Source organism: Reichenbachiella carrageenanivorans, assembly GCF_025639805.1.
Classification (GTDB): Bacteria; Bacteroidota; Bacteroidia; order Cytophagales; family Cyclobacteriaceae; genus Reichenbachiella; species Reichenbachiella carrageenanivorans.
The window spans coordinates 3,994,717-4,003,704 of record NZ_CP106735.1 but is presented as its reverse complement, the minus strand read 5'-3'; the positions used below and the strand labels follow the sequence as shown (position 1 = coordinate 4,003,704).

The window sequence follows — 8,988 nt, the reverse complement described above, 5'->3', positions numbered from 1 at the left end:
AGTTCGAAAAAGTAACCATTGATAATATCAGTTGGTTGGTAATATACATCGATCTCAATGTGGCTAATTATGCTTTAAAGGTAAAATAAAAAACGTACGGTGTATTATTTTTATAAATAATATGACTTATTAAAGGTCGTTTTTCGATGAATTTACGGATATCTCTTATAGACTAGGTAAAAAATACGTCGACTATCTAGCCATAAAAATGGATCCGCTTCCTTCATTATCTCCATCTGAGCATTTTATGAAATAATAATACACGCCATCAGGAAGAGGAGAGCCTCCAGACTTAGTGCCATCCCATACACAGTCGTCCGTAGTATCGCCATTAAATGCGATGTCTCTGATGCGTCTTCCTTTACTGTCGAAGATAACTACTTCACAGTCTGTACTTCCCACATTGCTGATTTGCCAGCAGTCACCTATGCCGTCTCCATTTGGGGTGAAACTGCGATCTGCTCTTACTCCTGGTGTAATCAGGGTTACAGAGTCTTGTACATTACACCCGAGTACGTCTGTGCCGTATACTTTGATGAGTTGTTTTCCACTAGTTCGCGATACAGTGACATCGACAGCTGTGGTGTCGTCTATATACGCAGCAGGCTCCCATGCTGGATTTGCCGTATTGCTCACGCTCAACGAAACAGTAGTTTGGTTGTCTTCAAGATTGATGATTTTTCCTAAATCTATGTCATCTTCTATGCTGTTTGGGTTGGTGGTGGAAATTTCTATTCCTCCACCTGCGTAATTGATTACGTCTATGGAGCTGCTTCTAAAGGCACAATTGTCGTCGTTGACCAATTCCACATACACTTCGGCTTCCGTTGAAACTTTGGCTACAGCTGTAGTGCTCACCGTGTCGGTACCGTTCACTACCCAATCATAACTCATATAACTGTCGGCCAGTAGAAGAGTAACCTCATTTTCTGGACATTTGTCATAGGTCAGTGGGTCGCTATTGGTGGATTGGATCAAGTCAAGTGCTGCTCCGCTAGGAGGCGCAACAATAGTCATTTCTTGTGTAGCAGCTGTATAAGTACAGTTAGCTATGCCGATGTATTTGGCAGTTACGCTTACGTCATACGATCCATTACTGCTAAAAGTGTGGCTGAGGCTGTTGCTAGTTTCTGGAGTACTCCCATCTCCAAAATCCCAAGTATTTTCTATGTCGAATGCCCCTGTTGAACTGGCTGTAAATATTGCTGCTGTGTTTTCACAAAAGGTTAAATCTGCATCTGAGACAGTAAAAGAAGATACAGGAGGGGCTACTTCACTTAAGGTACGAGCCTCACTGGTGTATGAGCACCCACTTCCTGTAACGGTCACACTATAATCTCCTGCAGCCGAGGCTTCTAATAAAGAAGGATCGGTTTGGGCAGTGGGAGTAAAACTCGCCCCATCTAATTTCCAATCATAAGTGTATCCAGAAAATTCATTGGTAGACAAGTCTAGGGTAGACCCACTACAAAATGAATCCGGTAGTGGATTGATAACGGATACTACAGGGGTAGTTGTGACTGTCAGTGTTACTTCGGCTGAAGTTTTTTGACAACCAAATGTATTGGAAGTGGTCGTCACCGTATAATTACCTGAATGCTGTGCAGTGACCCCTGTGAGAATTGGGTTCTCATCTGTACTGGTAAAGCCATTTGGCCCTGACCATAAATATGATGCTGTACCTGCTCCTGCGTTCACATTTAATGTAATGTCGTCGCCAGAACAAGGAGTGGCATCTGTGAATGTAAATGATGGGCTGGTATAAGACTCTCCAACTACTTCTACAGTAACTGCAGCAGAGGTAGTAGAACAGCCATCTTCAATGGTTACGGTATATACACCAGCTGTTGATGTGGATAGTGTATTCGTCGTTGAAGGTTGGGGTACATTATCTTTTTCCCATAGATAAGTATAGCCAGAGCCTGGAGCTATTAAGTCGATCGACTCAGCATCACAAAGTTTGATTGTGCCAGAAGGGGATATTACGGGGGTAAAACAGTTTTGATTGAGCATTACTCCTAGATTTCCCACAAGACCTGATTTGGATTTACTTATATAAAGGAAATCTGGTTTGCCATCATGATCCGCATCTGCTATAAGAATGTTTTTGGTGTCATTGGTATCGCTAATTTTGGCTACGTCAAAGTCGCTAGGACTTAGTGTATCTACGCCGTTGTTTTTGTTCATTACAGCAAAGTAGCCCTGAACGCCGTATGAGGCTATTGCCAAATCGAGCTTGCCATCACCATCTATATCTCCGAAGTCTAAACCCCAGTTGGATGTGATGCCAGTGACTTTGAAAGTTGTGTTGAATGAGATGGTTCCACCTGAATTGCTGGTCGTATTTTGAGCTATTTCGATGTAGTTTTCACTTGGTAAGTCACCGTTGGTTAATACGATGTCCAAAAAACCATCATTGTTCAAATCACCTGTTTTTAGGTTGTTGATGTTCTTTATCGTAGGGTAGTAGTCTGGTTGGTCAAACAGTAGTACGCCAGGCGAACTACTGTTTTTGAAAATGTAATAGCCATTACCAGAGAAGTTTGAGACAACTAGTTCAGGCATGCCGTCATTGTTGAGGTCTGCTACGTCAAAGCCTCCAAGACCTACTGCTCCTGCATTTTCGGTAGCAGTAAGAGGTTCTGGGTCTTCTAAATCAATGGTGCCTACAGTGCTGCTGTTTTTAAAGTAGTAAATGATATTTTCACCTTGTGTAACTACAGAAATTTCAGGTTTGCCATCCAAATCTAAGTCATGTATTACCATTCTGCCAGGCTTTCGGATGTCATTACTGGGTGTTCGTGGTAACTTGTACGTTTTGATGGGGTCAAAAGTGATAGTATTGGCTACTGTAGATGTATTGTGATAGATATAGATAGATGCGTCATCGCTTAGTGCGTTGGCAGTGAAGTCTGGCTTACCATCTCCGTCTATGTCTCCACAAGTTACGTTGGTTACAGGGGATGAGTTGATGATAGACGAACTTGAAAATGATACCGTACCTACTGCAGAAGTGGTATTTGTAAATACCGTGATGGAGTTGCCTTCTACGTTGGATACGATCACATCCAAATCACCGTCATTGTCAAAATCACATGCACATAAGTCTTGAGATTGGTTTTGTCCAGTAGAGAACAAGTGTTGACCACTTTCTGAAGCCATAGCCAGTGCTACATTTGCGGCTGTAGTGGATTGCCCACCATAAGTTGGGTTAAACTTCTGACTAGAGTAGCCTGCCCCGTTAGTAGGGTGGAGGACTACTATTTGATCGAAAGTAGCTCCAAAAGGAACTGCAACAGTTATATAATTTGGACTGACGGAAATCGTGGCATTATCCGCCAATACACCGCCAAAATAAATTTTATTGACACCAGTAAAGTTGCTTCCTGTGATGTTGATCACCTCACCTACGCCTGCGGATGATGGACTGATGCTATTAATGTATGGCGCCTGAGCATGGACATAAGTCATAGACGCTATAGATAATAAGGTGGTAAGGATATATTTGGTCATTGTATGGATGTTCTTATTCATAGCTGATTATTCTACCACATTTAATATGTACACGTGACTTAGGCCTGGGAGCTTGCTCCATTTTCGCTGCTCTTCTTCGGCAATTCCCATGGTGGCTCCTTTGTGTACGACTACAAAATACTGTTTCAATGCAGTAACGTACCCTACGATAGTTCCATGAAAGCCTCTTTCAAATAGGTCGTCACTGTAATCTTCAGCTGTTTGGAATTCAGGAAACTCAGCTGCTACTACGTGGTGACCAGCAGGTAATTCTAGAAAGTGATTTCCTTTTCTTACCGTGTTTTTTGGTAGTTCTTCATGCTCTGGTGTGTCAGTCAATGCATCGTGCCATTTTACGGATTTCGTTTTGGTGCTGTCCACTCGTGTTTGGATGTAAGTAGCACCAATTTCCCAAACGCCTTCATTTGTGGTTCTGTGTTGCAGGGGAGTATCATGGTCAATGGCCTCATGTACAACCATCGCTGTCGATGTGGCAGTTTCTGTTGGTGTAGTAGTTGGTGTTGTTGGTTCTACTTCGGTAGGAGTTTCTACAGGCGTAGCTGCTGCTACCTTGGCCGCTGCTGCAGCAGCGGCCGCTTCTTGTGCTCTTTTCTCTGCTGCTTTAGCTCGTTGTTGAGCTAGATACTGGCTGCGAGCTGAGCTCTTTGATTTTTCATTTCTTGATTTTTTGAAGCTATGAATAAACGAAACTGCTTGCTTTTGATTTTTCTTTTTGTCTCCCAGTTGTAGGCCTAGGCTGACTTCAAAAGTACCAGAAGAAAACCCGTCCAATTCAGTTTTTCCATATTCATAAGCAAAACCAATGGCTCCTTTTTCTTGAATTTTGATCCCGAAAAGAGCGCCCATACCTGCATCTTGTCGGTAATTGAGTCCTGCCCAGACTACGTGGCCTATGTGAGCGATCACTGCGGCTTCATACTGTGGCATATCTTTGGTGGCAAATCTATATATAAGGTGTGGTTCAACCGCGAAATTTTTATTGACCAGATGTTTGTAATTGGCTTGTAGTGTAAGATTTTGGTAAGGAGCTACTTTGATGTCGCTGAATGCGTTTGCGTCTACAGTGTTGCGTCCGATGAGGTTGGGGATAGCAAGTGCTATATTGAAATTTTCATAGTAATAAGAAACCCCAAGGTCTGCCATCAAATACGAAGTACTCTCTAATGCAAGCAGTGTAGGGTCTGCTCCTGCATCTACATCGTAACTGGTATAGCCGCCACCGATAGACATCCCAAACCGGATGAATTGCTTGCGGTCTAGTTGTAATAAATAGCCTCCTGTGATTTTTGCTCCTGAAGTCTGTAATGGTGTCTCGGTATTGTTGTAAGCCATAGCTCCGATTGAGATGTTGTTTTCTAACGGTGCGCTGAAGCTGAGGTGAGAATAAGAAGGAGCGTCTTCTAATCCCAACCATTGCTGGCGATGAACGCCAAAAATAGTAGTGTACCCCGTGGATCCTGCATAGGCTGGATTGATAACATAAGGGTTCATGAAAAACTGACTATAAACCTTCTGATCTTGTGCTAATAGATCATATCCTGCAAAAAAAGTTGATAGCAGGAATACCAATATAATTTTTTTCATACGTTACACACCTGTTGGTTCAATAAAAGTAGAATATCACTCTCTTTTATTTAGACATTTGTAAAGTCAAATCTAATTGAAAATTAACAAACTACGTAAATTGGATTCGACACAATACAATAATTCTGAAATTTCAATATTATTATCAAAACACGAATAATTTTTATGGCATTGTAGGTTAGGATTAATGATAATGATTTAATTATTGTAATTTGCAAGCCTTGATACTTACAATGATTATCAATAGTAGAAACATGAAAAGATTTTTAATACTAGCCTTCGTATTCATTTCATATTCCAGTCAGGCACAGTTCTGGTTTGGCCCCAAATTTGGCACTCAGGTGATTATACCGCAATATCAAGCTAAAGCACATGCGGACTCTTTCAAAGTGTCTAATGAAATTAACTGGCATGCAGGAGTCGCTATGGACTATAGTACTGAGGGGCACTTCGAGGTACATACTGAGTTGGTCTATGTAAGGGTAAATAATAGAACGCAGTCTAAGAGTCTTTATCCGGATCAGAGTATAGATAGCAAGACTGTTAATCACTTTCTGACAGCACCTTTGATGGCTCGAGTAGTTTTTATGCAGAATAGTCGATTTAAGGTGTTTGTAGAGGCTGGCCCTCGTTTGAGTTGGTGGTTAGGGGGTAAAGGCACTTTAAATTCTGATGAAATTGAAGAGAATGCTTCGGTGCCAGGGCAGCCTGCTGATTTTAAAGTGGAATTTGTGAAAGCCGAAATGGGAGATATAGAAGTGACAGACTATACAGATAAGCTACTAGTGACCAAACCTAATAGGTTGCAATACGCCTTAGATTTTGGGGTAGGTTGGTTGTTTGATATTACACCTTCTCAACGTGTGATTGTCGATGCTAAAGTGAGTTTTGCGCATTCGAATATGGCTTTTAACGACGGTGTTGCCTTTTCTAGTATTACAGAATATAATGAGGATTTAGAGTATCGCTCCCATATGGTCATGGTTTCAGTTGCCTATATGTTTGGATACAATCCAGCACTAGCAGCTAAAGGTAAGAGTACCTTGAAAATAAAGACTAAGAGAAAATAAAAGAGGGGGTGCTGCTGATCGATCAGTCAGCAGCCTTTGTTGAATGTTTTTTATTTCTTACGAGGCATTAAATGCTCGTCTACGATGCTTCTAAGGAAGGTTTTGCTAGTGTTGATCGTGGGGTCACTATATACATAAGCAGATAAGTCAGCAATTACACCAGGCTTGTAGCCTAATTTTAAAGCAATCTTTTCGCAAAAATCAATTTCAGATTGGAAAACCTTGCCATCGACCTTCATCAATTGTACAATGTTGAATAGGTATTCAAACTTGGTATCAGGATGTAGGTCGTGCAAATCAGCGATCGGCATGGGGTTGTCTATCACCGTTTCCACGTCGTCTTCTGTAAGACCATGCAAATTGCCAAGATAATGGATCATCTTGGACTCAGGCTCTGCGATAAAATTATCGACCTTTGACAGGTGAACGAGCAAACTTAATTGTTGCTTTACATCTAACTCTGAAGACATATATAAATTGATTTAGGCTGTGTTCTTGATTGTAAAATAAAGTACAAGTTCAGTAATTTGTTTCTAATATTCAAATTAATTGAATTTTTGAAATATTAAAATTACCAATGCCTGTGTCGAGTAAAAATAATTTTTAAAAATTCGAATATAATTTTGGTTCTATTTGATTCCTGAAATATTATTGCAGTCATGAAAATGATAAACAACAATACAAACTGGTGGTGGAGCATTTTGCAAGCGAAATGTGATCGGAACTAGTATGTATTGAAAAATATAGATAACAAAAGCCCCGGTCATCGGGGCTTTTTTTTTGCCAAAAATCGACATGAAAGAAATTAAAATTTATTCTAAGACACGAGAGATTCTAGGAGATATACTTACACCAGTGAGTATTTACCTGAAAATCAGGGACCGATACCCTAATTCGTTTTTACTCGAAAGTTCGGACTACCATGCTAAGGAGAATAGCATTTCATACATTGCGTTTTCTCCTCTGGCTGAATTTAAAGTGGACAAAGGTCAAGTAATTAGTCAATTGCCAGATCAGAAATCAGTAATGAGTGATTTGGGAGATGTAGAAGCCATTAAAGAGTTTCATGATTTTATTGAGACTTTTTCGGCAGAGCGAGTAGAAAAAGAAGGCTATACCAAAGCTGGTTTGTTTGGGTTTACTGCTTATGAGGGCGTTCAACTTTTTGAAAATATCACCTTTGATCAGGCCAAAATCAAGGAGTTTGAGGTGCCGCTTATGCAATACTTCTTTTTTGAATATGTGATTGCATTTGATCACTTTTCTAATAAAATTTTCATTACACACAATGCGCTGAAAGACGAAAGTCAAGAACTTAGTCTGGATGCTGTGGAAATGCTAATCTCCTCTAATAACACGCCCGAGTACTCATTTCAATCCAATGGCGTGGTGGAGTCTAATATGACAGATGCAGAGTATAGAGCTAGTGTGGTCAGAGCTATAGAGCACTGTCAGCGTGGTGATACTTTTCAGATGGTGCTTTCCCGTAGTTTTAGTACGGAGTTTAAAGGCGATGAATTTTTACTCTATCGTGCGTTGCGTAGCATCAATCCTTCCCCTTACTTGTTTTACTTTGATTTTGGCTCTTTTAAAATTTTCGGTTCTTCTCCAGAAGCACAGTTAGAGGTTAACGACGGACATGCGGCTATTTTTCCTATAGCAGGTACGTATCGTCGTACTGGAGACGATGAGCAAGATGCTGTAGCTGCCAAGGCTTTGTCGGAAGATGAAAAAGAGACCTCTGAACATGTGATGCTCGTGGATTTGGCTCGAAATGATTTGAGCAAGTCAGGAGACCGGGTAACGGTAGAGAAGTTTAAAGAAATTCAATTTTTCTCTCATGTGATCCACTTGGTGTCCAAAGTGACCACGTTTTTGAAGGATGGTAAATCAGCTATAGACTTGGCTGCGGACACTTTTCCTGCGGGTACGCTGTCTGGTGCGCCTAAGCATCGGGCGATGCAGCTGATCGATGAGTATGAATCGACACAGCGAGGTTATTATGGAGGTATGATTGGTTTGATGGATTTTCATGGCAATTTTAATCATGCTATTCTTATACGCTCTTTCCTTAGTCAAGACAATAAATTGCATTTTCGAGCAGGAGCAGGAGTAGTGGCCAAATCTAATCCAGATAGCGAAGTGCAAGAAGTATACAATAAAGTTGGTGCGCTACAGTCGGCCATCAAAAAAGCAGATAGTATCAATCAAAAATTAGAAGCACAGAAATAATGAAGACTTTAGTTTTAGATAATTACGATTCCTTTACCTACAATTTGGTGCACATCTTGCGTGAATTGGAAGGGGATGAAAGCATGGATGTCTTTAGAAATGACGAAATCAGTTTGAAAGACGTAGCTAAATATGATAAGATACTGCTTTCACCAGGGCCAGGCTTGCCATCAGAAAGTGGGATCTTGTTGGATGTAATCAAAACCTACGCAAAAGATAAGTCTATTTTTGGTGTTTGCTTGGGGCATCAGGCCATAGGGGAGGTTTTTGGTGGAAAACTCTACAATTTGCCTACTGTGTTGCATGGTATTGCTACCAATGTGAAAGTGCAACAACCTGATTTGATTTTCAGTGACATGCCTGAAAACTTTAAAGTATGTAGATATCACAGTTGGGCAATAGATCCCAAGCAGGTAGGTGATCTGCAAGTAACAGCTGTGGATGATAAAGGAGAGGTGATGGCGGTAGCGCACAAAGAATATCATGTGCGAGGGGTGCAGTTTCATCCAGAATCTATTTTGACCGAGCACGGCATTAAACTCATGGAAAACTGGATCAAAGGTTAACG

The 8,988-nt window shown here is 40.9% G+C and carries 6 protein-coding genes; 3 read left to right on the top strand and 3 right to left on the bottom strand.

From position 1 onward, the window contains the following. Positions 1-192 precede the first annotated feature (192 nt). Positions 193-3,534 carry an FG-GAP-like repeat-containing protein gene (locus N7E81_RS16325; RefSeq protein ID WP_263050667.1) on the bottom strand — a complete coding sequence of 1,114 codons (3,342 nt, stop codon included), beginning with the start codon at positions 3,532-3,534 and terminating at the stop codon, positions 193-195. A 6-nt stretch (positions 3,535-3,540) separates the two neighbouring features. Then, positions 3,541-5,118 carry a PorP/SprF family type IX secretion system membrane protein gene (locus tag N7E81_RS16320; protein ID WP_263050666.1) on the bottom strand — a complete coding sequence of 526 codons (1,578 nt, stop codon included), beginning with the start codon at positions 5,116-5,118 and terminating at the stop codon, positions 3,541-3,543. 254 nt (positions 5,119-5,372) lie between these two features. On the opposite strand from N7E81_RS16320, the gene N7E81_RS16315 reads away from it, so the two are divergent. Beyond that, complete coding sequence (locus tag N7E81_RS16315) at positions 5,373-6,188, top strand: PorT family protein (RefSeq protein WP_263050665.1); 816 nt, start codon at positions 5,373-5,375, stop codon at positions 6,186-6,188. A 50-nt stretch (positions 6,189-6,238) separates the two neighbouring features. Here the strand turns inward: N7E81_RS16315 and N7E81_RS16310 are convergent, their stop codons facing one another. After that, positions 6,239-6,658: a tellurite resistance TerB family protein gene (locus N7E81_RS16310; RefSeq protein WP_263050664.1), complete on the bottom strand. Its 420-nt coding sequence runs from the start codon at positions 6,656-6,658 to the stop codon at positions 6,239-6,241. 325 nt (positions 6,659-6,983) lie between these two features. On the opposite strand from N7E81_RS16310, the gene N7E81_RS16305 reads away from it, so the two are divergent. Beyond that, the gene (locus tag N7E81_RS16305) at positions 6,984-8,420 is read left to right on the top strand and encodes an anthranilate synthase component I family protein (protein ID WP_263050663.1); all 1,437 of its coding nucleotides are present in this window, start codon (positions 6,984-6,986) and stop codon (positions 8,418-8,420) included. Next, positions 8,420-8,986 carry an anthranilate synthase component II gene (locus N7E81_RS16300; RefSeq protein WP_263050662.1) on the top strand — a complete coding sequence of 189 codons (567 nt, stop codon included), beginning with the start codon at positions 8,420-8,422 and terminating at the stop codon, positions 8,984-8,986. Before N7E81_RS16305 ends, N7E81_RS16300 begins: the two co-directional genes overlap by 1 nt. Positions 8,987-8,988 lie beyond the last annotated feature (2 nt).

What these genes read in the sequence shown, in the direction of transcription:
- N7E81_RS16325 (WP_263050667.1), bottom strand. Translation starts at nt 3,534, where the DNA reads ATGAATAAGAACATCCATACAATGACCAAATATATCCTTACCACCTTA.
- N7E81_RS16320 (WP_263050666.1), bottom strand. Translation starts at nt 5,118, where the DNA reads ATGAAAAAAATTATATTGGTATTCCTGCTATCAACTTTTTTTGCAGGA.
- N7E81_RS16315 (WP_263050665.1), top strand. Translation starts at nt 5,373, where the DNA reads ATGAAAAGATTTTTAATACTAGCCTTCGTATTCATTTCATATTCCAGT.
- N7E81_RS16310 (WP_263050664.1), bottom strand. Translation starts at nt 6,658, where the DNA reads ATGTCTTCAGAGTTAGATGTAAAGCAACAATTAAGTTTGCTCGTTCAC.
- N7E81_RS16305 (WP_263050663.1), top strand. Translation starts at nt 6,984, where the DNA reads ATGAAAGAAATTAAAATTTATTCTAAGACACGAGAGATTCTAGGAGAT.
- N7E81_RS16300 (WP_263050662.1), top strand. Translation starts at nt 8,420, where the DNA reads ATGAAGACTTTAGTTTTAGATAATTACGATTCCTTTACCTACAATTTG.